Consider the following 23503-nt stretch of genomic DNA (forward strand, 5'->3'; position numbering starts at 1 on the left):
CCGGCGCGGTACCGTCCGTGCCCAGCAAGCCGTACACGTCGTGGGGAGCAGTTGTGATGACTGGTCGGGTCTCCTTCGTGGGCGCCGGTCCCGGTGCCGCCGATCTCATCACCGTCCGGGGCGCTAAGCGGATAGCCGAGGCCGACGTGGTCGTGTGGTCGCCCGCCGTCGTCGAGGTCGAGTGCGTGCGCGAGCACGCCCGCCCGGACGCGGAGCTGGTGGACCTCTCCCGGGTGTCGGAGTCCGAGGTCGTGGACCTGTACCGGCGCGCGTCGGCGAGCAAGCTCGCGGTGGTGCGGCTGCACGCGGGCGACCCGTCGCTGTGGGGCGGGCTGCGCGAGCAGCACGACACGTGCCAGAAGCTCGGGCTGGCCGTCGAGGTCGTGCCCGGCGTGTCGGCGGTGTCCGCCGTGGGCGCGTCGGTCGGCCGCGAGCTGACCACCTCGGACGTCGCGCAGTCGCTCGTGCTGACCGGGCCCGAGGGCGCGGAGCACGTGGCCGAGTTCGCCGCGCACGGCACCACGATGGCGATCAGCGCGTCCGGCGCGCGGACCGGCCGGATCGTGGAGCAGTTGCGGGCGGGCGGCTACCCCGACGACACGCCGGTCGTGGTGGCCTACAAGGTCTCCCTGCCCGACGAGACGGTCGCGCAGACCACGCTGGGCGGGCTGGAGGCGTGCGTCAAGGAGCACAAGCTCTACCGCACCACGCTGTTCCTGGTCGGCGAGGTGCTCAGGCCCGCCGCGCCCCGGCGCGCGGCCCCCGGTGACGAGCCGGTGCGCCGGACCCGGTCCAAGTGGTCGATGCGCGCGTCCCGCGACTCGGCCTCGGTCGCCGCGTGGTCCGCCGTGCACGACTGGCAGGAGACCGCGCGGGCCCGCCGGTCCGCGCCCGCCCGGCCGAAGCCGGACCGCGACGACCCGGTGCTGGAGCTGGTGACCGGCCCGACCGGTGCCGAGGACGTCCCGGCGGACGCCGTGCCGGTCGACGCCGGCGGTGCCGCGCCGGTCGAGCAGGCCAAGCCCAAGCCGACCGTCGCGGCGGCGGCCAAGCGCAAGCCGACCACGGTGCAGGCCAGCACCACGCCGCGCAAGCCGGCTGCGAGGACCGCCGCCGCGACCCGGGCCAAGAAGACCAAGCGCGCCGACTGACGTGGACGTCGTCGCGCTGCACGGGTTCCTCGCCGACGCGGGTCGGAGCTGGGACTCGGTGACCGTCGTGGACGTGGGCTCGCACGGCCTGCGCCACGCGCTCAACGTGTGCCGCGCGCGGCCGGCCGTCGCGGTGTCCGGTGCCGACCCGGCCGAGCTGGGCCGGGGCCTGGCCGGCTGGCGGCGCACGCTCACCGTCGCCGACGCGTCCGGTCTGTCCACTGTGGACCCGGCGGACGCGGTGGTGCGGCGCTGGGTCGAGCCGGGGTTCGCGCTGTGCGCGGCGGACGCCGGCTGGACGCCCTCGCCCGGCGGCTGGGCGCTGCCCGACGACGACTTCGCCCACCGGGACGGGATGGTGGCCACCGCCGAGGTGCGCGCGCTCGCGCTGCCCCGGCTCGCGCCCCGCCCCGGCGAGCTGGTGTGGGACGTCGGCGCGGGTCCGGGCGCGGTCGGCGTCGAGTGCGCCCGGCTCGGCGCGGCCGTCGTCGCGGTGGAGCGGGACCCGGTGCAGTGCGTGCGGATCATCGCCAACGCCGCCGCGCACGGCGTGGACGTGCGGGTGGTGGAGTCGCCGCTGGCCGAGGCCGCCGACCTGCCGCGCCCGGACGCGGTGTTCGTCGGCGGCGGCGGACCGGACGTGGTGCGGCAGTGCGCGCGGGTCGGCGCGTCGCGGGTCGTGGTGGCCACCGCGGACCTGGAACGGGTGCTGCCCGCGCGGGACGCGCTGGCCGTTGCCGGCTACGAGGTGGCGGGCAGCCAGCTCTCCGCCGCGCGGCTGGTCGGTGGCGCCCTGCGCGCGGTGGACCCGGTGATGGTGTTGTGGGCCACCAGGAAGCGCTGACCGGACGGGGTCGCGCGCGGTGGTCGCCGCTCCCGGTTCAGGGGGTGCGGAAGTCGTGATGGGGAGGGCTTGGGCGTGATCGGGTTGTTCGCCGCCGGCGAGCGCGGGCGGCGGGCGGCCGTCGAGCTCGCGGGGTTCCTCGGGCCGGACGCGGTGGTGCCGGACGGGCCGGTCGGCCCGGCGCTGCGCCGGCTGTGGCCCCGCCTGGGGTCCGCCGTGTTCTTCCTCGGCACGGACGCCACCGTCCGGCTGGTCGCGCCGCTGCTGCGCGACGAGCGCTCGGACCCGGGCGTGGTGTGCGTCGACGGCGGGTTCGCGGTGGCGCTGCTGGGCGGCGTGGACGCGCTGGCCGGCCGGATCGGCGAACTGCTCGACAGCACCCCGGTGGTGACCTCCGCGTCGTCGGCGTCGCCGCTGGACGAGCTGGTCGAGCTGCTCGACGTGGTGGTGGACGGCGACCTGGCCGCGTTCGGCGCGGTGGTCCGCGACGGCGACCCGGTGCTGCTGCGCAACCCGCTGGGCTTCCCGCTGCCCGCGCTGCCGGACAACGTCCAGGTCGACGACGCGTCGGGGCACCCGGAGTGGACCGTGGTGCTGGACGACCGGGTGCCGTCCGGCCCGCAGCCGGAGCGGGTGCTGCGGCTGGTGCCGCGCACGCTGGTGGTCGGCGTCGGCGCGGGCACCGGGGTCTCCGCGTCGGCGGTGTCGGAGGCGCTGGCGGAGCTGGAGGTCCGGGGCCTGGACCTGCGCGCGGTGCGGGCGTTCGCCACGCTGGACCGCAAGACCGAGGAGCGCGGCATCGCCGACGCCCTGGACGACTGGGGCTTCTGGCACGACTCGACCACCGCGCCGCTGCTCGCCTACTCGGGGGAGGAGCTGGCGGTGATCCCCGTGCCGAACCCGGCGGAGCTGGCCATCGGCATCCCGAGCGTGGCCGAGGCGGCGGCGCTGCGCGGCGCGATGGAGCTGTCCGGCGGCGGCCGGGTGGAGATCGCGGTGGAGAAGGTGAAGGGCGCGGCGGTGACCGTGGCGGCGGCCCGCGTGCTGCCGCGCGGCCGGCTGGCGCTGATCGGCCTCGGGCCGGGCGGCGCGGACGAGCGCACCCCGCGCGCCGAGGCCGAGCTGCGCCGGGCGTCGGTCGTGGTCGGCACGGACGAGTGCGTGGCCCAGGTGCGGCACCTGCTGCGCCCCGGCACCCGGGTCCGGCCGGACGGCGCGGTGGGGCTGGCGGAGGCGGGCGCGGCGGTCGCCTTCGTGGGCCGCGACGGCGGCCCGGTCGTGGACGGCCCGGTGCACGCCGAGGTCGTGCGGGTCGGCGGCGTCGCCCCCTGATCCCCGTACCGCCGCGCGGCGGGTCGTGAGCAACGATTCGCCGTGGGGTGGCCACATCGTTGCGCCGCCGGGCGGTGCGCGGTCGGGGAACGCCGCACGTCAACTGTGAAGCCGGGTTCGGCGCTTGTCGGGTCTGCGGTTTTGGTCCTAGCTGGGGGGACGCCGCCTGCCGTCAACCGTCCGGAAGGAACGAGCGCACCCATGGCGAAAACCCTGCGTCGCCTGATCACCGCGCTGGCCACCGCCGCAGCCGCGGTCGGCCTGCTCACCGTCGTCCCGGCGAGCGCCGACGTGTCCCCCTACATCGTCGGCGGGACCCGTGCCACCATCGGCCAGTACCCGTGGACCGTCTACCTGGCCACCTCCAGCGGCGGCCAGTTCTGCGGCGGCACCCTGGTGGCGGGCAACAAGGTCGTCACCGCCGCGCACTGCACCAGCGGGCGCTCCGCCGCGAGCACCCGGGTGGTGTGGGGCCGCGAGGACAAGCAGAGCTCCACCGGGATCGTCGCCTCGGTGACGAAGATCTGGATCCACCCGAGCTACCGCAGCGCCACGTCGGGCTACGACGTGTCGGTGCTGACCCTCGACCGCTCCATCAGCTCGGCCTACCTGCCGCTGGCCGGGCCGTCCGACACCGCGCTGTACGCGGCGGGCACCAGCGCCACCATCCTCGGTTGGGGCACCACGTCCTCCGGCGGCTCCGCGTCGCGCTACCTGCTCAAGGCGACCGTGCCGGTGGTCTCGGACGCCAGTTGCAAGCAGTCCTACTCGCAGTACAACGCCTCCGCGATGGTGTGCGCCGGCTACCCGCAGGGCGGCACGGACACCTGCCAGGGCGACTCCGGCGGCCCGATCGTGGCCGGCGGCAAGCTGATCGGCGCGACCTCCTGGGGTCGTGGGTGCGCGTCGGCGGGCTACCCCGGCGTGTACGCCCGGATCGCGACCTACCACTCCGTGCTGACGCAGCAGATCAACGGCTGAAACCTCGCGCCGTGCCCACGACCGGGTGGTTCTCCGGCGTGGGCACGGCGCGCGTGGTCCGATGTTGATCATGCGATCCGTGGTCCTCCTGCTGTTCCTGCTCGCCCTGCACACCCTGCCCGTCACCGCGTCGGCCGCCGGGAGCGGCCTGCACGACTGCGCCGCCGAGGTGGCCGACCGCACCGGCACCGGCCGGTGCAGCGGGACGGGCACCTTCCGCGTCCTCGTGGCCTGCGAGGACGGCCGGTTCGCGCGCGGCCCGTGGCTCACCATCGACCAGCGCCGGGGCACCACCGACGCCACCTGCGGCTCGCGCGCGGTGGGCGCGGAGGTCGAGGAGCTGCTCGCCGACGGCACGATCGTCGGCGCGTAGTGTCCGAGCCCGTGGACGACTACCTGCCGATGCCCGAGGACTGGGACCGCGCGCTCGCCGTGGTGGCCCACCCCGACGACCTGGAGTACGGCGCGGCCGGAGCGGTCGCGCGGTGGACCGACCAGGGCAAGACCGTCGCCTACCTGCTCGTCACCAGGGGCGAGGCCGGGATCGACGGCCTGCCGCCCGAGCAGGCGGGCCCGCTGCGGGTCCGGGAGCAGGTCGCCTCGGCGGCGGTGGTCGGCGTGACCGACGTGCGGTTCCTCGACCACCAGGACGGCGTGCTGGAGTACGGCCTGCCGCTGCGCCGCGACATCGCCGTCGCCATCCGCCGGCACCGGCCGGACCTGGTGATCACCGCCAACCACCACCCCACCTTCGTCGGCGGCGCGCTCAACACCGCCGACCACCGGGTGGTCGGGCAGGCCGTGCTCGACGCGGTGCGCGACGCCGGCAACCGGTGGGTGTTCCCGGACCCCGACCTGGGGCCGTGGAACGGGGTCCGCGCCGTGGCGATCGCCTCCTCCCCGCACGCCGGGCACGCCGTCGACCTGACCGCCACGTTCGACCGGGGCGTCGAGTCGCTGCGCGCGCACGCCGCCTACCTGGCCGGTCTCGGCGGCGGCGAGATGGCCGACCCGGAGGCGTTCCTGCGCCGGACGGCCGAGGCGGCGGGCGAGCGGTTCGGCGGTCGCCCGGCGGTGCCCTTCGAACTGGTGGTGATGTGAAGCACCCGGGTTGGACAGGCCATGTCTGATGTGGATGCTTCTACCCATGCACGGTGAACAGCACTACCTTGTGGGCCTCGACCTGGCCGGCCGGAAGGTCGTCGTGGTGGGCGGCGGGACCGTCGCCCAGCGCCGGCTCCCGCGCCTGGTGGCGGCGGGCGCGCTGGTCGAGGTCGTCTCGCCCGAGGTCACGCCCTCGGTCCAGGGGATCGTCGAGGCGGGCGGCGCGGTCTGGCACGAGCGCCGCTACGCGGCCGGCGACCTGGACGGCGCGTGGTACGTGCTGGCCTGCACGTCCGACCCCGAGGTGAACGCCCGGATCACCACCGACGCCACCGCGCAGCGGGTGTTCTGCGTGCGCGCGGACGTGGCCGTGAAGGGCACCGCCGTGACGCCCGCCGTGGGCGGGCACGACGGCCTGCTGCTGGGCGTGCTGGCGGGCGGGGAGCACCGGCGCTCGGCGGCGGTGCGCGACGGCGTGCTGGCGGCCCTGCGCGACGGGTCGCTGGCCGACCAGCACGACCAGCCCGCCGGCGTGGCGCTGGTCGGCGGCGGGCCCGGCGACCCGGACCTGATCACCGTGCGCGGGCGGCGGCTGCTGGCCCGCGCGGACGTCGTGGTGGCCGACCGGCTGGCCCCGATGGAGCTGCTGGACGAGCTGCCGCCGCACGTCGAGGTGGTGGACGCGGCCAAGATCCCCTACGGGCGGGCCGCCACCCAGGACTTCATCAACACCGCGCTGGTGGACAACGCCAAGGCGGGCAAGTTCGTGGTGCGGCTCAAGGGCGGTGACCCGTACGTGTTCGGGCGCGGCTTCGAGGAGCTGATCGCCTGCGCCGAGGCGGGCGTGCCGGTCACCGTCGTGCCGGGCGTGACGAGCGCGTTCGGCGTGCCCGCGCTGGCCGACGTGCCGGTGACGCACCGGGGCGTGGCGCACGAGGTGGTCGTGGTGTCCGGGCACGCGGCACCGGACGACGAGCGCTCGCTGGTGGACTGGGACGCGCTGGCCCGCCTGCGCGGCACCGTGGTGATCCTGATGGGCGTCGAGCGGGCGGGCGCGTTCGCGGCGGCGCTGCGGGCCGGGCGGCCCGGTGGCACGCCGGTCTCGGTGATCCAGGAGGGCAGCACCCGTGCGCAGCGCGTCGTGCAGTCCACTTTGGACACCCTGGGGCACGACGTGGTCGAGCACGGGGTCCGCCCCCCGGCGATCATCGTGGTCGGACCGGTTGCCGGGCTGGCGCGGGAGCTGCCCTGTCGAGCGTGATCGTCCACGCCACCCCGGCCGCGACGAGGGCGACCAACCCGGCGAGCACGACCAGCGTGGTGGTGCTCGGGTGCACCAGCGGCTCACCGCGCAGCGCCTGCCAGGTCAGCAGGGCGAACAGGCCGCCGTAGCCGAAGGCGGCGACACCGACCAGGCGCACCCGGGCGCGCTCGCTCAGCGACAGCGCGGTGACCGCGAGGGCGACCAGGACCATCACCTGGAGGCCGTGCATCCCGAAGAAGTGCGGGATGCGCAGGTCCCCGCCCGTGGTGCTCCACGCGGTCACCGGGATGCCGTCGCCGCCGTCCGGTGCGCCCACCGTGTTCCCGCCGCGCAGGCCGATCTCGTGGCCGGCCGCGTCGGTGGCGGTGGACCGCTTGCCCTGCCCGACCATCAGGTAGCCCGACGCCATGCCGAGCACCGCCAGGTAGAGCCCGGTGCGGATGCCCCACGTGGTCTGCCGGTCGCGCAGCCGCTGCACCGACAGCACGATCGCCAGCGCCACGTTGGCGAAGAACATCACCGGGATCGTGTACTTGAACATGTTCTGCGTCAGCACGTTCCAGAAGTCCTGGCTCGTGTTGTAGTGGCTGAACGTGCCGCGCGCCGCCTGCACCGCGATCAGGCCGACGTCGGCGAACATGATGACCGCGATGGTGGTGCCCAGGCCGGAGGTGAACCGCCGGCCCCGGTGCGCCAGGGAGAGCATCCAGGACAGCGTCGCCGAGTAGACCGCCAGCGACACGGCGAACTTGAACGGCTTGAGCCACACCGGGGAACCCTGGAGCACCCGACCGTCGAACAGCAGTCCGCCGAGGGACACCAGGGTCAGCGCGGCCATCGCCCACGCCAGCCAGAGCGTGGGTCGGTGCCAGGTCTTCGTCATGCGGTAGAGCGTGCTCGGTCCCGGCGGCCCGCTCACTGGTGCCGACCGGCCGGTCGGAGGTGGGGGGAACCCCAGTCGTGGAAGGAGGGCAGCCCGGTGGCGGTGCGGATCGCGTTGGCCGGCGCGGGGTTGGCGAAGGTGCGCTTCGCCTTCTCGCCGGTGTTCGAGACGGTGATGGCGGTGGACGGCCTGCGGGTGCCCGGCGCGCACGCCGTGCACCTGCCGTGGGTGGCGTGGGCGCGCGAGCGGGTGTCGACGATCGACGACCTGCCGGTGCTGCTGGACCTGCTGGAGGGGCCGGTGAAGCCGGCGCTGCTGATGCCCGTGCCGGACGTCCGGATGCCCGACCTGGAGACCGAGCTGGCCGACGTGCCGGCGCGGGTGGCGGACGTCGTGCGGAGGTGCCACGAAGTGCTGGTGGCGCCGTTCTGGCGGCGGATCGCGGCGGTGCTGGAGGCGGACGTGGCCGCGCGGGCGGCGCTGCTCGCGGATCGCGGCGCGGCGGCGGTGTTCGCCGACCTGCACCCCGAGGTGACGTGGGCGGACGGGGAGCTGGTGCTCTACGGGGACCTGCGCCCGGACCGGCCGCACTCGGTGGACCTGGCGCGCGACGGGCTCGTGCTGTCGCCCAGCGCCTTCTGCTGGCCGCGCGCGTGGGCCGCGATCGACCCCGTGGGGCCCGGCGTCGTGCGGTACCCGGCGCGCGGGATCGCGACGCTGTGGGAGACCGCCCCGGCCGCGCCGGACGCGCTGGCGGCGCTGGTCGGGCGGACCCGGGCGGCGCTGCTGGTGCTGCTGGCCGGCCCGATGTCGACCACGGAGCTGGCCGCGCGCCTGGGTGTCACGGCGGGCGCGGTGTCGCAGCACGTCGGCGTCCTGCGGGCGGCCCGCCTGGTGACCACGCGGCGGGACGGGCGGGCCGTCCTGCACCTGCGCACCGCCCGCGCGGACGCGTTGCTGGAGTGAGAGCGCTCCGGCGGTGGGCGGCGCACGGAACGAGCCGCCCGCCCCCGGAGTGCGGGGAGCGGGCGGCTCGGGTGTCGACCGGTCCGCGTGGCGGGCGGCGCCACGCGGGTGGGTCAGTGCTGGGCCACGCGACGCGGCCGGCCACCGCGCTCGCGGTCGCGGCCGTGGTCCGCGCGGTCGGAGCGACCGCCCCGGAACCCGCCGCCACCGGTGCGCCGGGGACCGCCCCGGCGGGCGGCGCGCACGGGGACCTCGGGCTCGACCACCGGGACGCCGCTGGGCGTGCGGGCGCCGGTGATGCGGATCAGGTCCTCGTCGCCCGGCCGGACCTTGGTGGACTCCGGGCGGATGCCCGCCCGCGCCGTCAGGCCCTGCACCGCGCGGCGCTGGTCGTGGGTGACCAGGGTGACCACGGTGCCGGACTGCCCGGCCCGCGCGGTGCGCCCGGCCCGGTGCAGGTAGTCCTTCGGGTCGGCCGGCGGGTCGACGTGCACGACGAGGCTCACGTCGTCCACGTGGATGCCGCGCGCGGCGACGTCCGTGGCGATCAGCACGGGCGTGGTGCCCTCGCGGAACTGCCCGAGCACGCGGGTCCGGGCGCTCTGCGCCTTGCCGCCGTGCAGGGCACCCGCCTGGACGCCCATCGACCGCAGCTTCTTCGCCAGCCGGTCCACGTGGTGCTTGGTGCGCACGAACATGATCGTGCGGCCCTCGCGCGCGGCGACCTCGGTCACCACGGACTGCTTGTCCTCCGCCGACACGAACAGCAGGTGGTGCTCCATCGTGGTCACGCTGCCGGTGGGCGGCGCGACGGAGTGGACCACCGGGTCGTGCAGGTACTGCCGGACCAGCTTGTCGACGTCGCCGTCGAGCGTCGCCGAGAACAGCAGGCGCTGGCCGTCCTGCGGGGTCAGGTCGAGGATGGCGCGGACCTGCGGCATGAAGCCCATGTCGGCCATCTGGTCGGCCTCGTCCAGCGCGCTGAACATGACCTCGGACAGGTCGGCCGTGCCCTGCCGCACGTGGTCGGAGAGCCGGCCGGGGGTGGCGATGAGCAGGTCGACCCCGCGCCGCAGCGCGTCGATCTGCCTCGGGAACGACGTGCCGCCGACGACCGTGCGGCACCACAGGCCCAGGGCCCGCGCGAACGGCGACAGGGCCTCTTCGACCTGCATGGCCAGCTCGCGCGTCGGCACGAGCACCAGGGCGCGCGGCTTGAGCGGCTTGGCCCGGCCGCCCGCGAGGCGGGACAGCAGCGCCAGCCCGAACGCGAGCGTCTTGCCGGAGCCGGTCTGGCCCCGGCCGAGCAGGTCGCGACCGGCCAGCGCGTCGGGCAGCGTCGCGGCCTGGATCGGGAACGGGTCGGTGATCCCCGCCTGGGTGAGCGCCTTCAGCAGCTCGTCGGCCAGGCCGAGTTCGGCGAACGAGGGCAGCGGGCCCTCGGGCATCGTGCTCTCGACGTGGTCCGGGACGGTCGTCTCCAGCACGGGCTGGGGACGGCGGTTGCCCTGGCCGGCGGGGCGCCTGCCGCGCGGCTTGCGGAACTGCGGGCGCTCGGAACGGCTCTGGGACATGGGTGGCAAAAGAAACCTCCGGGACAAGGCACGTCTCGGGGATCGCTTCTGCCTTTGGCGCAGGCGCTAATCGCAAGGACGGGCCCGGCGCTGCTTGCGCCGATAGTGGTTGGGAGCACCGCCGCCCTGCCGGGTCTGGGCCGCACACGGTTGTCGCGCCTCCGGGCGGTGCACCACTCAGTCTAGCCGATCAATGGGCCGGCATCCGCATCGAGCCGGTGAAATCGCGCACACGGGTGGCCGGGTGCGGGGGTCGCGGTGCTGCTCAGGCCGCACCCAGGCGGTTGCGCGAACGCAGTCGAAGGGATCATTGGAACCACATTTATGCGGTTCCGCCGAGGTGTGCGGAGGCGTTTTCGGCACTGATCACGATCACCTCGCCGGACCGTTCCGGTTTCCCCGCTCCGCCGCGACGGGAAGCGGCACCCGACCGCCGCGCGCCGACTTGCGGCGCGCGGCGGTACGGGTGCGGCGGTGTGCCGGTTGTGGGGTCAGCGGGTCAGGCCGGCCGTGTCGAGCAGCAGCTCGACCAGGTCGGCCGGGTCGGCCAGCTCCGGCGCGAGGCCGCGCGAGGCGAACCAGCCCGCCACGTTGCGGACGTCCCGCTCCAGGAACTCCGCGCCGCGCGGGTTGGCCACCACGTCCACCACCTGCGGCAGGTCGATCACGACCAGCCGCCCGTCGTGCACCATCAGGTTGAACGCCGACAGGTCGCCGTGCGCCAGGCCCGCCGAGGCGAGCGTGGTCAACGCCTCGACCAGCTGCCGCCACAGGTCCAGCAGCTCGTCCTGGTCCGGCCGGAGCTGCGCCAGCCGGGGTGCCGCCGCGCCGTCCTCGCCGACGAACTCCAGCAGCAGCTCGGTGCCGGCGCGCTGCACCGGGTAGGGCACGGGTGCGCCCATCTGCCACAGCGTGGACAGCGCGGCGAACTCCGCGACCGCCCACTGCTCGGCGATGAGGTTGCGCCCGAACGACGTCCGGTTCTCGACGGCCCGCTGCTCGCGGGACCGCTTCATCCGGCGCCCTTCCAGGTACCCGGCGTCGCGGTGGAACATCCGGTGGTCGTTGCTGCGGTACCGCTTGGCCGCGAGCAGGCAGGACCGGTCGGTGCCGGGCAGCGAGCGCTCCAGCAGGAAGACGTCCGCCTCCTTGCCGGTCTTCACGATGCCCAGCTCGCGGTCCACCGCCGACAGGTCGGGGATGAGCCACTGGGGCCACGGCTTGGGGCCGTGGTCGGCGGTGTCCCAGTTGGACCAGCGGTCGGCCCCGTCGGGGACGTCCGCGTCCTCGGCGTCGTCGCGCTGCTGGGCCAGCCGCTCGCGGGCCTCTTCGGTGAGCCGGCCGCGCCGGGTGGGCGCGGGCTCGTCCGCGTCGCGGTTGCTCCGGCGCTTGGAGCGCCAGGTCAGGTCGTCGGCGTGGCCGAAGGTGGAGTCGTAGTCGTCGTCGAGATCGGAAGAACGTTCGTGCTTGCGCACTGGGTGGGCTCCAAGGAGAAGAAGGAGGATCGCCCCACCGGCGCGTGTGGTCGGCGCGCTAGGGGTTCGGGGCGAGAGGACGGGTCGGTGCCACGTCCCGGACAGCTGTAGCCATCGGGGCACCTCCTCTGTCTCCGCCGCGTCGAAACCGGCGCTCAGCGCGTACGACGTGCAGCTTGCCCGACTCGCCGGGCGCGGGCAACCGATTTATCGGTTTCGCCGTCCTGCCTGGTCAGGGCCACTGCGGTCGGCGGTCCACCCGGTAGCTGGTGCGGTGGCCGAGCCACGCGGCGGCGAGCTCGCCCATCACCAGCGAGTCGTGCCGCAGCACGCGCTCGTCGTGCCACTCGTGGGCCAGGCGCGCGGTGGCGAGCATCCGGCGGCGCGCGGTGGCGCTGAACTCGACCAGGGCTTCCAGGGCGTCGTCCACCTCGTCGGCGGCCAGCGGCACGGGTGCCGCCGGCGAGGGCAGGGCGAGCCGCTCGTGCCCGAAGGTCGCGGTGCCGGCCAGGTCCCCGGCCAACTGGTGCTCCACGGACTCGGCGTTGCGCTGGAGCCGGCACAGCCCGGACGCGGCCAGGCGCAGGCCCAGCAGCCGCGCCGTGCAGAGCCCGGCCCACACCCGCTTCAACGCCTCCGGCGCGTCCAGCTCGCCGGTGTCCAGGTCGTCGGTGAGGTCGCGCAGGGTCGCGGCGGTCACGAGGTGGTCGCCCGGTACGTCGGGGGCACCTTCGGCGGCGGCATCGCCGGGTGTGTCGGGACTCACTCGGCCATTGTGGCAGCACCGTCACGCGAGGTGACAAGTCACTGCGCTGAGTCACGCCAATGGCGGCTACCGGTGTAGCTAGCGGTGAGCGAACGACCTCCGGTAGTCCTTCGGCGACAGGCCGACTACTGCATTGAAGTGGTGCCGGAGCAGCGCCGCTGTGCCGAAACCACATCGGTGGGCGATGGTCTCCACGCTGAGTTGCGTCTCCTCCAGCAGTTGCCGCGCCCGCAACACCCGTTGGGTGGTCAGCCAGCGGTGCGGGGTGGTGCCGGTCTCGGCGGCGAAGCGGCGGGCGAACGTGCGCTCGGACATCCGCGCGTGCTCGGCCAGGCCCGCCACGGTGTGCTCGGTGTCCAGCGCGTCCATCATCCAGGCGAGGGTCGGTTGCAGGCTGTCCGCCTGGACGGGGATCGGCTGCACGAACTGGCGCTGCCCGCCCTCGCGCTGCGGTGCGACGACCATGCGCCGGGCGATGGTGGTGGCGGTGGTCGAGCCGAGTTCGCGGCGGACCAGGTGCAGGCACGCGTCGATGCCGGCGGCCGTGCCCGCGCTGGTGATGAGGTCGCCCTCGTCGACGAACAGCACGTCCGGGTCGACGTGGGCGAGCGGGAAGCGCTGCGCCAGTTCGGCGGCGTGCCGCCAGTGCGTGGTGCACCGCCGGCCGTCCAGCAGGCCCGCCGCCCCGAGCGCGAACGACCCGCTGCACACCGACAGCACGGTGGACGCCCGGCGGAGCGCGTCGAGCAGGGCGGGCGGGTACTCGTCGCGGATGGCGAACGCCGGGACGGCCACCAGGTCGACGTCGTCGAGGGCGTCGAAGCCGTGGTCGGCCACCACGGACGCGCCGACGTTCGTGCGCACCGGCCGGCCGGGGTGCTCGCCGCAGACCCGGAAGTCGACCAGCGGCACGTCCTCCTCGGTGCGGTCGACGCCGAAGACCTCGCAGATGACACCGAACTCGAAGGGGGCCAGGCCCTCGATCACCGGCACGGCCACGGAGGTGAGCATGGCACCAGCGTAACTGGCGGGATCTTGATGGACAACGGCAAGACTGCCAATTGTGGCGGTTTCTTGTCGGTCGCATAGTTGGTGCCATGACCGCACTGCTCGTCGTACTGACCGTCCTGGCCCTCGTCGTCTACGGACTGGAGCGCAACCACCACCGCCACGCCCGCTTCGGCCCCCGGCTCGCCGGCAGCCACGACGTGGACGACCGCGACCTGGTCCGCGTGTCGACCGAGCTGCACGCGCCGGCCGACCACCCCGCGCCGGCCCGACCCCGGGTCGCGGCCCGGCTCTCCGTCCGCTCGGTGTGAGCGGGCACCACGAGACGGACCCGGCGGTGCGGTGGTGCGCCGCGCCGCCGGGTCCGCGAGAGCTGGGACGGGTTGTCCCGTCAGACGACCAGGTCGAGGGCCAGCTCACCGGTGGGCTCCAGGCGGAGCCCGGCGGCGGCGGCGATCCTGACCAGGCTGCGCGGCGACTTGACCTCGGCGCGCGACTGCACGATCGCGCGGGCCAGCAGGCCCTTGTGCGCCTTGTTGAAGTGGCTTACCGCCTGCCGCCGCCCGTCCGGGTCCTCGGTGACCACCCGGACCGTGATGGCGTGCGGGATCTTCGCCAGCGAGCTGTAGGGGGCCGACCGCAGGTCGACCACCGGCGTGTCGGCCAGGACCGGCGTCAGCACCGGCCGCCACAGCGCACCCAGCGGGCCGGTCGCGGGCAGCACGCTGCCGCCGGACAGCCGGTAGGCCGGGATCGGGTCGCCGCCGTGCACGATCCCGAACAGTGCCGACGCGACGGCCAGCCGCCGGTCGGCGCGGGCGCGCTCGGCCCTGGTGAGCGTCTTGAGGTCGAGGTTGTCGTAGAGCACGCCGGTGTAGCGCTCCAGCGCCGGCCTGGTCGGTGCGGTGCGCAGCTCGGCGTTGCGCGCCACCTCGGCCTCCTGCCGCCCGGACAGCCCCAGGACGGCGAGGCTCGCGGGCACGTCACCGGCCAGGTCGACCAGGGCGTCCACCAGCTTGGCGCGGACCGGGTTCAGCTCGGGGCGCGCGAGGAGGTCGAGGTCCAGCGGCGCACCGTCGCCGCCGGTCGCCTTGGTCTCCGACGGGGGCAGCAGTACCAGCACGGACCGGGAGCCTAGGCCGGCGCGGCGCGACCGGCCCGCGCGGTGCGGGCCGGCGGCGGGCGCGGCGCGGAGGTGCGGCGGGCGCGGTCAGCCCGGCTGGCCGACGCAGAACTGGTTGCCGTCCGGGTCGGCCAGCACGGTCCAGGTCAGGCCGGGCACGGTGTGCTCGCCCACCTCGGTCGCGCCCAGCTCCACCAGCCTGGAAACCTCGGCGGCGCGGTCCGCGACGTGCGCGTCGAAGTGCACCCGGTTCTTGCCCGGCGTCACACCCTCCACGCGCTGCAACCCGAGTTGCAGGCCGCCCTCGGTCGCGGGGCCGATGATGAGGAACTCGCCCCAGTCGTGCCGCACGTCGGTGCCCAGCGCGCCGGTCCAGAACTCGGCGAGCTTGTGCGGGTCCGGGGTGTCGATGGTGATCATGCCGATGGTCAGGGTCATGCCGGGGACGGTAACCGCGACCCCCGACAACCACCGTGGTCTCCGAGCCTGCGGCCACGGTGCGTCGCCGGCTCGTGCCGGTGCCGGACGCCGGCCCGCGCGGAACCCGTTGGAACTGGTCGGAGGGTGTTCACTACCCTTCGTGGGACTACCAGCGCCACGAGGAGCACCCACCGTGATCACGAGGATGTCGTCGCTGTTCCTGCGCACCCTGCGCGAGGACCCGGCCGACGCCGAAGTCCCCAGCCACAAGCTGTTGGTCCGCGCCGGCTACGTCCGCCGCGTCGCGCCGGGCGGGTACTCGTGGCTGCCGCTGGGCCTGCGCGTGCTGCGCAACATCGAGCGGGTCGTGCGCGAGGAGATGGACGCCTTCGGCGCGCAGGAGATCCAGTTCCCCGCGCTGCTGCCGAAGGAGCCCTACGAGGCCACCAACCGGTGGACCGAGTACGGCCCCAACATCTTCCGCCTCAAGGACCGCAAGGGCGCGGACTACCTGCTCGGGCCCACCCACGAGGAGCTGTTCACGCTCACCGTGAAGGGCGAGTACTCGTCGTACAAGGACTACCCGGTCGCGCTCTACCAGATCCAGACCAAGTACCGGGACGAGGCACGCCCCCGCGCGGGCATCCTGCGCGGCCGGGAGTTCGTCATGAAGGACTCGTACTCCTTCGACCTCACCGACGAGGGCCTGGCCGAGTCCTACCAGCGGCACCGGGACGCCTACATCCGGATCTTCGACCGGCTGGGCCTGGACTACGTCATCGTCTCCGCCACGTCCGGCGCGATGGGCGGGTCGGCGTCGGAGGAGTTCCTGGCGGTCGCGCCGACGGGTGAGGACACCTTCGTGCGCAGCACCGGGTCGGACTACGCGGCGAACGTCGAGGCGGTGGTCACCACCCCGCCCCAGGAGCAGCCGGTGGACGACAAGCCCGCCGCGCAGGTCCACCACACGCCCAACACGCCGACCATCGACTCCCTGGTGGAGTTCCTCAACGGCGCGGGCCTGGGCCGCACCTTCACCTCGGCCGACACGCTGAAGAACGTGCTGGTCAAGCTCGTCACCCCGGGCCAGGCCCCGGAGCTGCTGGCGATCGGCCTCCCCGGCGACCGCGAGGTGGACTTCAAGCGCCTGGAGGCGGCCGTCGAGCCCGCCGAGGTGGCGATGCTGGACGAGTCCGACTTCGCCAAGAACTCGTTCCTGGTCAAGGGGTACATCGGCCCGGCGGCGCTCCAGGCCAACGGCGTGCGCTACCTGGTCGACCCGCGCGTGGTGCGCGGCACGGCGTGGGTGACCGGCGCGGACAAGGCCGACCACCACGTGGTGGACCTCGTGCAGGGCCGCGACTTCACGCCCGACGGCACGATCGACGTGGCCGAGGTCCGCGAGGGCGACCCGTCGCCGGACGGCCACGGCGTGCTGGTCGCCGCGCGCGGCATCGAGATCGGCCACATCTTCCAGCTGGGCCGCAAGTACGCGGACGCGTTCGGGCTGGACGCCCTCGGCCCGGACGGCAAGCCCGCCCGGATCACCATGGGCTCGTACGGCATCGGCGTGTCCCGCCTGGTGGCGGTGATCGCCGAGCAGAGCCACGACGACCGGGGCCTGATCTGGCCGCGCAACGTCGCACCCGCCGACGTGCACGTGGTGGTGGCGGGCAAGGACGAGGCGCTGCTGGCGGGTGGCGAGGAGCTGGCCGGCGGCTTGTCGGCGGCCGGGCTGGCGGTGCTGCTGGACGACCGCAAGGCCAGCCCCGGCGTGAAGTTCGCCGACGCCGAACTGGTCGGCGTGCCGACCATCGTGGTGGTGGGGCGCGGCCTGGCGAACGGCCTGGTCGAGGTCAAGGACCGGCGTTCGGGCGAGCGGGTGGAGGTCGCGGTCGCGGACGCGGTGCAGCACGTGCTGGACGTCGTGCGCGGCTGATCACCGTGCTGACCGACCGGGGTCCGACGCGCGTCGGACCCCGGTCGGCGCACGACGGCCGCGCCGAGCTGTCGGCGGGGTCGGGCCGGTCGGCGTCACCGTGCCGGGGATCAGCGGTCCAGGATCGCTTCGAGTACGGCGGCGGTGTCCGAGAGGTCCTGCAGGACGACGTGCGCCCCGGCCTCGCGGAGTTCGGCGGCGGTGCTGCGGCCGGTGGCCACGCCGATGGCGAACGCGTCGTGGTGCAGCGCGGCGTCCACGTCGTGCGGCGTGTCGCCGATGACGACGGCGGCGAGGTCCTCGCCGTGCTTGGCCGAGGCCAGCCGCATCGCCTCCAGCACGAGTTCCGGCCGGTGCTCGGACACCGTGCCGTAGCCGCCGATGTCGAAGTCCACGTGCCGGTCCAGGTCGAACGCGGCCAGCTTGAACCGGGCGATCTCCACCAGGTTCCCGGTGACCAGCGACTGCACGACGGCCTCCTGCAGCGCCAGCGCCTCCAGCGCGTCGGCCGCACCGGGCAGCGCGCGGCCCAGGGTCGGCAGCTCGGTGTGCTCGCGGGTCGCCACGTCGATCAGCTCCGCGTGCAGCCGGGAGATCAGCTCCTCGGTCGGCTCCAGGTCGTGCGCCAGCAGCAGCTCCTGGGTGATCGCGCGCTCGGTGCGGCCGGGGAAGCTGGGCGTGTGCAGCAGCTCCAGGCCGGCCACGGCGTGCAGCGCGGTGCGGTACCAGGTGTGGCCGAGGCCCCGCGCGTCGATCAGGGTCAGGTCGATGTCCCACAGCACCAGGGTGTTCACAGCGGTCGCACGCTCTCCATGATCCGTTCCACGTCGTCCTCGCTGGGGCCCTCGGCCACGTGCGGGCCGCCCTCCGCGACGTTGAGCACCAGCACCGACACCCTCGACCCGTTGGACGTCGCGTAGGCCCGGATCGTCGCCTTCGGCGCGTAGCACGGGCTCACCGCGCTGGGGGTCACCTCGACGGACGCCTCGGTGTGCTCGCCCACGCCGCGCACCTCGGGCTTGCCGAGCTCGGGCTTCTTCCCGTTCACGGTGTAGCCGTTGCGGGCCAGCTCGACGATGACCGCCTCGGCCACGTCGGGCACCTCGCCGGACCCGGTCCCGGACGCGACCTGCGCCTGGATCATGCTGCGCCCCTGGCAGTCGAAGGGCCGCGACACCAGGGACTTGGTCAGCTGCACGCCGGCGACCGCGCCGCCGGCGCTCGCCTCCCAGGACGGCGGCACCTCGTAGCGCAGGCCGGCCTGGGTGTCCTCGACCACCGTCCACTCCGGTCGCGCGGTGGTCTGGGCGGTGGTGGGCGCGGGTGCCGCCGTGCTGTCGGTGAGCACCACGGCCGCCGTCGCGCCGCCGGCCACCGCGAGCACGCCGGCCACGGCGAGCGCGATCCACAGCGGGCGGCGGTTCGGTGGTGGCGGCTGCTGCTGGTAGACGCCGAGTCCGGAGTAGCCCACCCGGTCAGCCCGCCAGGGGTTTGACGGAGTCGACCACCGCCTGGAGGTCGGCCTCGGTCGGCGGCTTCGGCTCGGCCGGGCCGCCTTCCAGGTCGCCGTTGGCCATGAACACGAGGGAACCGGTGGACCCCTTGAGCACCAGGACCTTCACCATGCCCTTGGTGGCGAGGCACTCGCTGCCGGTGGTGGTGATGGTGGCGTCGACCTGCACGCCCTCGATCTCGGCCTTGTCGCCGTTGGGCACCTTCACCGCCTTGGGCTCGCTCAACTTCACGTCGATCGACTTGCCCGAGCTGTAGTACTGGGTGCCGAGCTTCTGCGCGAAGTCCTTGGCCGTGGCGGTCGAGTCTCCCGGCGGCACGACCACGCCGCCCGTGCTGCCCCGGTTGTAGCGCGAGCCGCCGCAGTCGTAGTTGCCGTACACGGTGAGACCGGTGAGCTTGACGTCCTTCATGCCGTCGACGGCGGCCGAGTTCGGGCTCGGTGCCCACGCCTTGGGCACCTCGTAGCTGGAGAACAGGCTCTCCACCGCCAGGCAGTTCCAGTCCGGCTTGCTCGCCTTGCAGGTGGCGTTCCCGGTGCCGGACTTCGGCGTGGTGGTGGTCGTCGGCTTCGGCGTGGTGGTCGACGGCGCGGGGGTCGAGGTGTTGGCCACGGTCTCGGAGTCCTTGCCCTGGACGAGCAGGAAGGCGGTGATGCCGCCGCCCAGCAGCAGCACGACGACCGCCACGGCGATCCAGATCTTGGCGTTGCCCTTCTTGGGAGGCGGGCCCTCGCCGCCGGAGAACACGCCCAGGCCGCCGTAGCCGCCGTACTGCTGCTGTTGCTGCCCGTACTGCTGCTGCCCGTAGGGGGGCTGCCCGTACTGGGCCTGCTGGTCGGGCTGGCCGTACGGGGGCTGGCCGTACTGCGCTTGCTGGTCGGGCGGGCCGTAGCCGGGCTGGCCGTACTGGGGCTGCTGGTCGGGCTGGCCGTAGCCGGGCTGGCCGTACTGGGGTTGCCCGTACGCGGGCTGGCCGTAGGTCGGCTGGCCGTGGTGGGGTTGGCCGTGGTGCTGGGGGTTGGCCGGGTCCTGCTGACCCCAGTCGCCCTGTCCGGGCTGGCCACCCCAGCCGCTCTGCCCGTCACCTGGGTTCGTCACGGCCAAACCGTACCGCGCCGGTTCTGCCCGGTGGGTGTTTCAGGAGGAGAGGAAGCTGAGCCTGACCTTGCGGACCGGGTTGTCGACGTTGGTGTCGACCAGGCAGATCGACTGCCACGTGCCGAGCGCCAGCACGCCGCCCAGGACCGGGATCGTCGCGTGCGGCGGCACCAGGGCCGGCAGCACGTGGTCGCGGCCGTGGCCCGGCGTGCCGTGGCGGTGCCGCCAGCGGCCGTCGCGGGGCAGCAGGTCCCGCAGCGCGGCCAGCAGGTCGTCGTCACTGCCCGCGCCGGTCTCCAGCACGGCCAGGCCTGCGGTGGCGTGCGGTACCCAGACGTGCAGCAGGCCGTCGCCGTCGACGTCGCCGAGGAACTCCTCGCAGGTGCGGGTCAGGTCGTGGACGACCTCGTCGGTGCCGGTGCGGATCTCGACCTCTTCGCTGCGCATGACCGGCCAGTTTAGGCGCAGCGGGACGAAAATGACCTGCTCGCGGGCGGCGTGGTCGGGCAGTATCCGGACCGTGCCGCACACCGCCGTCGTGACCGGGGCCAACCAGGGGATCGGCGCGGCGACCGCGCGAGCCCTGGCCGCCCAGGGCGTCTCCGTGTTGATCACCTATTTGCGCTGCACGCCCACCCCCGACCCCAGCCTGCCCGGCGAGTACTTCAGCGCCCGCGAGGCCGGCGCGGACTCGGTGGTCGCGGCGATCGAGGAGGCCGGGGGCCGCGCGCACGCGGTCGAGGTCGACCTGACCGACGTGACCGCGCCGACCGCGCTGTTCGACACCGCCGAGGAGCTGTTCGGGCCGGTGGACGTGCTGGTCAACAACGCGTCGGGGTGGGTGCAGGACACCTTCCTGGCCGATCCCGAGGACCGGTTCGGCCGGGTGCAGCGGGCGGTCGTGCCGCAGACGTTCGACGCGCAGTTCGCGGTGGACGCGCGAGCGGGCGCGCTGCTGATCGCGGAGTTCGCGCGCCGCCACCTGGCGCGCGGCGGCAACTGGGGGCGGATCGTCGGGCTGACGTCGGGCTCGCCGGAGGGCTTCCCGGGCGAGGTGTCGTACGGGGCGGCCAAGGCGGCGCTGGACAGCTACACGATGTCCGCCGCGGCCGAGCTGTGGCCGCACGGGATCACGGCGAACATGGTCAAGCCGGGGGTGACGGACACCGGGTGGGTGTCCGACGCGGTGCGGGCGGAGTTCCCCGTGGCGCTGCCGGAGGAGGTCGCGTCCGTGGTGGCGTTCCTGTGCTCGGAGGCTGCGGGGCGGGTGACCGGGAACGTGGTGGTGCTGAGGTGAGTCGGGGTGCCGAGGTGAGTCGGGGTGCCGAGGTGAGTCGGGGTGCTGAGGTGAGTTGGGCGCTCGCTGAGGTGAGTCGGGGTGCGCGAGCGGAGCGGGTGTGAGGCGTGACGCGTGCGGTGGGTTGGCGGGTTACTGGTGAGTAATGTGAGGGTGTGAAGGCTTCTCGTTTGCGGTTCGGGATGAACCTGTGGCCGCCGTTCCTGTTCGCCGGCATCCGGGTCGTGGCGCTGTCCGACGACTACCGGTACGCGAAGGTGCGGATGCGTCTGCGCTGGTACAACCGGAACTACGTGGGCACGCACTTCGGCGGCTCGCTGTTCTCGATGACCGACCCGTTCTGGATGCTGATGGTCCTGCGGCACCTCGGCCGCGACCACGTCGTGTGGGACCGCGCGGGTGAGATCGAGTTCGTGCGCCCGGGGCGGGGGACCGTGTACGCGGAGTTCCGGCTGACCGGGGAGCAGGTGGAGGACCTGCGCGAGCAGGCGTCCGGCGGCGGGAAGGCGCTGCTGTGGTTCCCGGTGGACGTGGTCGCGGAGGACGGGACCGTGGTGGCCCGGGTGCGCAAGCAGGTCTACGCGCGGCTCAAGGCCGGTTCGTCGGGCGAGCGGGCGTCGAGCGAGGTCGGGGCCTGAGGGGCCCGGTCGTCGGAAAGCGGTGGACGGTGCCTCGTCGCGGCAGGTAGGGGTGGGGTGTGAGGACTGCATTCGGCACCACCTTCGACCCGCCGGTCGGGTACCTGAACACCGCGAGCATCGGGGTGCCGCCGGCACCGACCGCCTCGGCGGTCGCCGATGCCGTGCAGCGGTGGGGCACCGGCGCGGACGGACCGGACGCGGTCGACGCGGCGGTGACGACCGCGCGGGAGGCGTTCGGGCGGCTGGTGGGGGTGCCGGTCGACCGGGTGGCCAGTGGGGCGTCCGTGGGGCAGATGGTGGCGATGGTCGCCGCGTCGCTGCCCGCCGGCGCGCGGGTGCTGGTGGCGGAAGGCGACTTCACGTCGTTGACGTTCCCGTTCGCGGCGCGCGGGCTGCACGTCACCGAGGCCCCGCTCGAGGAGGTGCCGTCCAGGGCGAGCGGGTACGACCTGGTCGCGGTGAGCGTGGTGCAGTCGGCGGACGGCCGGATCGTGGACCTGGAGGGGCTGCGCGCCGCCGGGGTGCCGGTGCTGCTGGACGCCTCGCAGGCCGTGGGGTGGCTGCCGCTGTCCTTGGAGTGGGCGGACTGGGTGGTGGCGGCCGGGTACAAGTGGCTGATGTCACCGCGCGGGTGCGCCTGGCTGGCGTGCTCGCCGCGCGGGCTGGAGTCGGCGGTGCCCGTGGCGGCCAACTGGTGGGCCGGCGAAGACCCGTGGAGTTCGGTGTACGGGCTGCCGCTGCGGCTGGCGACCGACGCGCGACGGCTGGACATCTCGCCGGTGTGGCTGTCGCAGATCGGGGCCGCCGCGTCGCTGCCCTACGTGGCGTCGCTGGACCTGGGGGCGGTGCGGGACCACGACGTCGGCCTGGCCGACTCGCTGCTGGCCGGGCTGGGGCTGGAGGCGCGGGGGTCGGCGATCGTGTCGTTGCCGCTGCCGGAGGGCAGTGGGGAGAAGTTGCGGGCGGCGGGCGTGCGGTTCTCCGTTCGCGCAGGTCGGGTGCGGTTCGGCTGCCACCTGTACACCACGGTGGAGGACGTGGATCTTGTGCTCGGAGCGCTTCGGTAGGCGGTGTCCGATACGGTGACTGTTTGTGTCTGTACCTCCCGAGTCACCTGAAGAGGTGACACAGCGGTTACCACGCATCTCGGGCTCGCCGCCTGGGCCGGCTGGTGGGCCTGTGCCCGGGGGTGGGTTCGGTGGTCCGTCCGGGCCTCCTACGTCGCGGTTCCAGCGGTCCGAGATGGGGCAGTTGGATTCGCTGTTGGACGCTGGTCCGGGTCCGGGTCCGGGTCCGGGTGCGGGTCCGGGGCTTGGGGCGGGACCGGGGCCGGGGTACGGGCACGGGGTGGGGCGTGGCCCTGGGTCGGGGAGTGCGCGGGCAGCGAAGGCGTCGCGGAAGAGCTGGTTGTTGAAGGGTGCCGGGCTGCTGGGTGTGGCTGTGGTGTCGGGGTTGATCTGGTTGGTCGTGATGCCCAAGGAGACGCCGGTCTCCTCGCCACCCACTACTACGTCCAAGCCGGTCGGTGAGTTCACCTTCACCCGGTCGCCGCAGGTCCCCGAGGCGTTGAAGGACAGCCAGTGCGCCTCGCACGCGTACGGCGAGACGAAGACGTTCCTGACCTCCACGCCGTGCCAGCAGTTGACCCGAGGTCTGTTCACCACGACTACCCCGGACGGGCGAACTGTGTACACGTCCGTGTCGGTGGTGCGGATGAAGACGTTGGACGACGCCACCAAGTTGAAGGAACTGACCTCGCGCGACGGCACGGGCAACGTCAACGACCTGGTGAAGGACGGCGCTGTGCAGGTGCCCGGTCTGCGGTCGCTGGGAACCGGCGGGTTCGCGGCCCGTCAGCAGGACCGGGACGTGATCATCATCGAATCCGACACGGTGCAGCACGGGGCCGATGAAGCAGCGCACAACGCGTTGATGAAGAAGGTTTCGAACGACGCGTTCCGGTTGGTTGAAGAGTTGCAGCAGGGCTGAAGTCGTGAGCGGTTGTCGGGGTTTGTGAGCGTGTAGGGGAAAGATCAAAAGCGGCGCTCGCCGCTGGGCAGGCCGCCGGGGGAGAAGTGCGGTTCGTCGTGTTCTCCCCGTGTGGCCTGGTCTGGAGACAACCA

At 73.9% G+C, this 23503-nt stretch carries 25 protein-coding genes; 14 read left to right on the forward strand and 11 right to left on the reverse strand.

The window, feature by feature from the left end; translation table 11 throughout:
* Positions 1 to 56: 56 nt before the first annotated feature.
* The 7 genes from AB0I60_RS36475 (at position 57) to cobA (ending at position 6673) form a co-directional block, all read left to right on the forward strand.
* Positions 57 to 1151, forward strand: coding sequence for a cobalt-precorrin-4/precorrin-4 C(11)-methyltransferase (locus AB0I60_RS36475; RefSeq protein ID WP_360738569.1), 1095 nt, complete (start codon positions 57 to 59; stop codon positions 1149 to 1151).
* A gap of 1 nt (position 1152) precedes the next feature.
* Positions 1153 to 1995 carry a hypothetical protein gene (locus AB0I60_RS36480; RefSeq protein ID WP_360738571.1) on the forward strand — a complete coding sequence of 281 codons (843 nt, stop codon included), beginning with the start codon at positions 1153 to 1155 and terminating at the stop codon, positions 1993 to 1995.
* Between the two features lie 75 nt (positions 1996 to 2070).
* Positions 2071 to 3327, forward strand: a complete 1257-nt coding sequence (locus tag AB0I60_RS36485) for a cobalamin biosynthesis protein (protein WP_360738574.1) — start codon at positions 2071 to 2073, stop codon at positions 3325 to 3327.
* 201 nt (positions 3328 to 3528) lie between these two features.
* Positions 3529 to 4308, forward strand: coding sequence for a serine protease (locus tag AB0I60_RS36490; RefSeq protein ID WP_360738577.1), 780 nt, complete (start codon positions 3529 to 3531; stop codon positions 4306 to 4308).
* Positions 4309 to 4378: 70 nt separating this feature from the next.
* Entirely contained in the window at positions 4379 to 4681 is a 303-nt protein-coding gene (locus AB0I60_RS36495; RefSeq protein ID WP_360738579.1) for a hypothetical protein, read from the forward strand.
* A 29-nt stretch (positions 4682 to 4710) separates the two neighbouring features.
* On the forward strand, positions 4711 to 5409 hold the full coding sequence (locus tag AB0I60_RS36500; protein ID WP_360738632.1) for a PIG-L deacetylase family protein: 699 nt from the start codon (positions 4711 to 4713) through the stop codon (positions 5407 to 5409).
* Between the two features lie 46 nt (positions 5410 to 5455).
* Complete coding sequence (cobA, locus tag AB0I60_RS36505; RefSeq protein WP_360738582.1) at positions 5456 to 6673, forward strand: uroporphyrinogen-III C-methyltransferase; 1218 nt, start codon at positions 5456 to 5458, stop codon at positions 6671 to 6673.
* Here cobA and AB0I60_RS36510 read toward each other — a convergent pair.
* Complete coding sequence (locus AB0I60_RS36510) at positions 6618 to 7559, reverse strand: hypothetical protein (RefSeq protein ID WP_360738585.1); 942 nt, start codon at positions 7557 to 7559, stop codon at positions 6618 to 6620. The genes cobA and AB0I60_RS36510 overlap by 56 nt on opposite strands.
* A 96-nt stretch (positions 7560 to 7655) precedes the next feature.
* On the opposite strand from AB0I60_RS36510, the gene AB0I60_RS36515 reads away from it, so the two are divergent.
* Positions 7656 to 8525 (forward strand): DUF5937 family protein, encoded by an 870-nt coding sequence (locus tag AB0I60_RS36515; RefSeq protein WP_360738587.1) that lies wholly within the window; start codon positions 7656 to 7658, stop codon positions 8523 to 8525.
* 113 nt (positions 8526 to 8638) lie between these two features.
* Here the strand turns inward: AB0I60_RS36515 and AB0I60_RS36520 are convergent, their stop codons facing one another.
* The 4 genes from AB0I60_RS36520 to AB0I60_RS36535 form a co-directional block, all read right to left on the reverse strand.
* Positions 8639 to 9973 carry a DEAD/DEAH box helicase gene (locus AB0I60_RS36520; RefSeq protein WP_360738634.1) on the reverse strand — a complete coding sequence of 445 codons (1335 nt, stop codon included), beginning with the start codon at positions 9971 to 9973 and terminating at the stop codon, positions 8639 to 8641.
* A gap of 617 nt (positions 9974 to 10590) precedes the next feature.
* Entirely contained in the window at positions 10591 to 11574 is a 984-nt protein-coding gene (locus AB0I60_RS36525) for an RIO1 family regulatory kinase/ATPase (protein ID WP_360738589.1), read from the reverse strand.
* A gap of 232 nt (positions 11575 to 11806) precedes the next feature.
* The gene (locus tag AB0I60_RS36530; protein WP_360738592.1) at positions 11807 to 12340 is read right to left on the reverse strand and encodes a hypothetical protein; all 534 of its coding nucleotides are present in this window, start codon (positions 12338 to 12340) and stop codon (positions 11807 to 11809) included.
* 78 nt (positions 12341 to 12418) lie between these two features.
* On the reverse strand, positions 12419 to 13351 hold the full coding sequence (locus AB0I60_RS36535; protein ID WP_360738594.1) for a helix-turn-helix domain-containing protein: 933 nt from the start codon (positions 13349 to 13351) through the stop codon (positions 12419 to 12421).
* An 86-nt stretch (positions 13352 to 13437) separates the two neighbouring features.
* Here AB0I60_RS36535 and AB0I60_RS36540 point away from each other — a divergent pair, with 86 nt between their 5' ends.
* Complete coding sequence (locus tag AB0I60_RS36540) at positions 13438 to 13659, forward strand: hypothetical protein (protein ID WP_360738597.1); 222 nt, start codon at positions 13438 to 13440, stop codon at positions 13657 to 13659.
* An 80-nt stretch (positions 13660 to 13739) separates the two neighbouring features.
* Here AB0I60_RS36540 and yaaA read toward each other — a convergent pair whose 3' ends face one another.
* Together yaaA and AB0I60_RS36550 are read right to left on the reverse strand one after the other, a co-directional pair.
* Positions 13740 to 14471: a peroxide stress protein YaaA gene (gene yaaA, locus AB0I60_RS36545; protein WP_360738599.1), complete on the reverse strand. Its 732-nt coding sequence runs from the start codon at positions 14469 to 14471 to the stop codon at positions 13740 to 13742.
* 87 nt (positions 14472 to 14558) lie between these two features.
* Complete coding sequence (locus AB0I60_RS36550) at positions 14559 to 14909, reverse strand: VOC family protein (protein ID WP_360738601.1); 351 nt, start codon at positions 14907 to 14909, stop codon at positions 14559 to 14561.
* A 175-nt stretch (positions 14910 to 15084) separates the two neighbouring features.
* On the opposite strand from AB0I60_RS36550, the gene AB0I60_RS36555 reads away from it, so the two are divergent.
* Positions 15085 to 16830, forward strand: coding sequence for a proline--tRNA ligase (locus tag AB0I60_RS36555; RefSeq protein WP_360738603.1), 1746 nt, complete (start codon positions 15085 to 15087; stop codon positions 16828 to 16830).
* 110 nt (positions 16831 to 16940) lie between these two features.
* On the opposite strand, the gene AB0I60_RS36560 is transcribed toward AB0I60_RS36555, so the two are convergent.
* The 4 genes from AB0I60_RS36560 to AB0I60_RS36575 are packed head-to-tail and all read right to left on the reverse strand — an operon-like array spanning position 16941 to position 19889.
* Positions 16941 to 17624, reverse strand: coding sequence for a haloacid dehalogenase-like hydrolase (locus AB0I60_RS36560; protein ID WP_360738605.1), 684 nt, complete (start codon positions 17622 to 17624; stop codon positions 16941 to 16943).
* Positions 17621 to 18301: a hypothetical protein gene (locus AB0I60_RS36565; RefSeq protein ID WP_360738608.1), complete on the reverse strand. Its 681-nt coding sequence runs from the start codon at positions 18299 to 18301 to the stop codon at positions 17621 to 17623. Before AB0I60_RS36565 ends, AB0I60_RS36560 begins: the two co-directional genes overlap by 4 nt.
* Before the next feature lie 4 nt (positions 18302 to 18305).
* Positions 18306 to 19442, reverse strand: a complete 1137-nt coding sequence (locus AB0I60_RS36570) for a hypothetical protein (protein WP_360738611.1) — start codon at positions 19440 to 19442, stop codon at positions 18306 to 18308.
* 39 nt (positions 19443 to 19481) lie between these two features.
* Positions 19482 to 19889 (reverse strand): YjbQ family protein, encoded by a 408-nt coding sequence (locus AB0I60_RS36575; RefSeq protein ID WP_360738614.1) that lies wholly within the window; start codon positions 19887 to 19889, stop codon positions 19482 to 19484.
* A 73-nt stretch (positions 19890 to 19962) separates the two neighbouring features.
* On the opposite strand from AB0I60_RS36575, the gene AB0I60_RS36580 reads away from it, so the two are divergent.
* The 4 genes from AB0I60_RS36580 (at position 19963) to AB0I60_RS36595 (ending at position 23369) form a co-directional block, all read left to right on the forward strand.
* Entirely contained in the window at positions 19963 to 20739 is a 777-nt protein-coding gene (locus AB0I60_RS36580) for an SDR family oxidoreductase (protein ID WP_360738616.1), read from the forward strand.
* Between the two features lie 155 nt (positions 20740 to 20894).
* On the forward strand, positions 20895 to 21377 hold the full coding sequence (locus AB0I60_RS36585; protein ID WP_360738618.1) for a DUF4442 domain-containing protein: 483 nt from the start codon (positions 20895 to 20897) through the stop codon (positions 21375 to 21377).
* A 59-nt stretch (positions 21378 to 21436) separates the two neighbouring features.
* Positions 21437 to 22447 (forward strand): aminotransferase class V-fold PLP-dependent enzyme, encoded by a 1011-nt coding sequence (locus AB0I60_RS36590; RefSeq protein ID WP_360738621.1) that lies wholly within the window; start codon positions 21437 to 21439, stop codon positions 22445 to 22447.
* 385 nt (positions 22448 to 22832) lie between these two features.
* Positions 22833 to 23369 carry a hypothetical protein gene (locus AB0I60_RS36595; protein WP_360738624.1) on the forward strand — a complete coding sequence of 179 codons (537 nt, stop codon included), beginning with the start codon at positions 22833 to 22835 and terminating at the stop codon, positions 23367 to 23369.
* Positions 23370 to 23503 lie beyond the last annotated feature (134 nt).

The sequence above is a fragment of the Actinosynnema sp. NPDC050436 genome (genome assembly GCF_040655415.1).
Taxonomy (GTDB): Bacteria; Actinomycetota; Actinomycetes; order Mycobacteriales; family Pseudonocardiaceae; genus Actinosynnema.

Excerpts from the sequence above, each read along its gene's own strand:
- AB0I60_RS36475 (WP_360738569.1), top strand. The coding sequence starts at position 57 with ATGACTGGTCGGGTCTCCTTCGTGGGCGCCGGTCCCGGTGCCGCCGAT.
- AB0I60_RS36490 (WP_360738577.1), top strand. The coding sequence starts at position 3,529 with ATGGCGAAAACCCTGCGTCGCCTGATCACCGCGCTGGCCACCGCCGCA.
- AB0I60_RS36495 (WP_360738579.1), top strand. The coding sequence starts at position 4,379 with ATGCGATCCGTGGTCCTCCTGCTGTTCCTGCTCGCCCTGCACACCCTG.
- AB0I60_RS36500 (WP_360738632.1), top strand. The coding sequence starts at position 4,711 with ATGCCCGAGGACTGGGACCGCGCGCTCGCCGTGGTGGCCCACCCCGAC.
- cobA (WP_360738582.1), top strand. The coding sequence starts at position 5,456 with ATGCACGGTGAACAGCACTACCTTGTGGGCCTCGACCTGGCCGGCCGG.
- AB0I60_RS36510 (WP_360738585.1), bottom strand. The coding sequence starts at position 7,559 with ATGACGAAGACCTGGCACCGACCCACGCTCTGGCTGGCGTGGGCGATG.
- AB0I60_RS36520 (WP_360738634.1), bottom strand. The coding sequence starts at position 9,973 with ATGCCCGAGGGCCCGCTGCCCTCGTTCGCCGAACTCGGCCTGGCCGAC.
- AB0I60_RS36535 (WP_360738594.1), bottom strand. The coding sequence starts at position 13,351 with ATGCTCACCTCCGTGGCCGTGCCGGTGATCGAGGGCCTGGCCCCCTTC.
- AB0I60_RS36540 (WP_360738597.1), top strand. The coding sequence starts at position 13,438 with ATGACCGCACTGCTCGTCGTACTGACCGTCCTGGCCCTCGTCGTCTAC.
- AB0I60_RS36550 (WP_360738601.1), bottom strand. The coding sequence starts at position 14,909 with ATGACCCTGACCATCGGCATGATCACCATCGACACCCCGGACCCGCAC.
- AB0I60_RS36575 (WP_360738614.1), bottom strand. The coding sequence starts at position 19,889 with ATGCGCAGCGAAGAGGTCGAGATCCGCACCGGCACCGACGAGGTCGTC.